A 351-nucleotide genomic window follows, 5' to 3' on the forward strand; every position below is an offset into this window, starting at 1 on the left:
GGAAGAGCGCGGCTTCGGCGTCCACGAAGGCGGCGGCGCTGCGGTGGGTGACGGCGACTCCCTTGGGCTTGCCGGTGGAGCCGGAGGTGAAGATGATCCACGCGTCGTGTCCGGGTGTGGGCGGCGCGGAGCGGACCCGGTCGTGGGCGCGGGGGCCGGTGACCTCGATGCCGGGGCCGGCTCCCAGGACGGCCCGGACGCCGGCCTCGGCGAAGACCAGCCGGGCCCGTTCGTCGGGGTCCTCGGCGTCGACCGGTACGTAGGCGGCCCCGGCGGCGAGGACGGCGAGGACGGACACGTAGAGGTCGTTGGTGCCGGAGGGCACCCGTACGCCGACCCGGTCGCCGAGCG

General features: G+C 76.1%; 1 protein-coding gene. It reads right to left on the reverse strand.

Translation table 11 applies throughout. The features are described 5' to 3' along the window. The coding region (locus VR44_RS39675) for an AMP-binding protein (RefSeq protein WP_045952555.1) at positions 1–351 on the reverse strand (351 nt) is incomplete at both ends.

The sequence above is a fragment of the Streptomyces katrae genome (assembly GCF_000966975.1).
Lineage (GTDB): Bacteria > Actinomycetota > Actinomycetes > Streptomycetales > Streptomycetaceae > Streptomyces > Streptomyces katrae.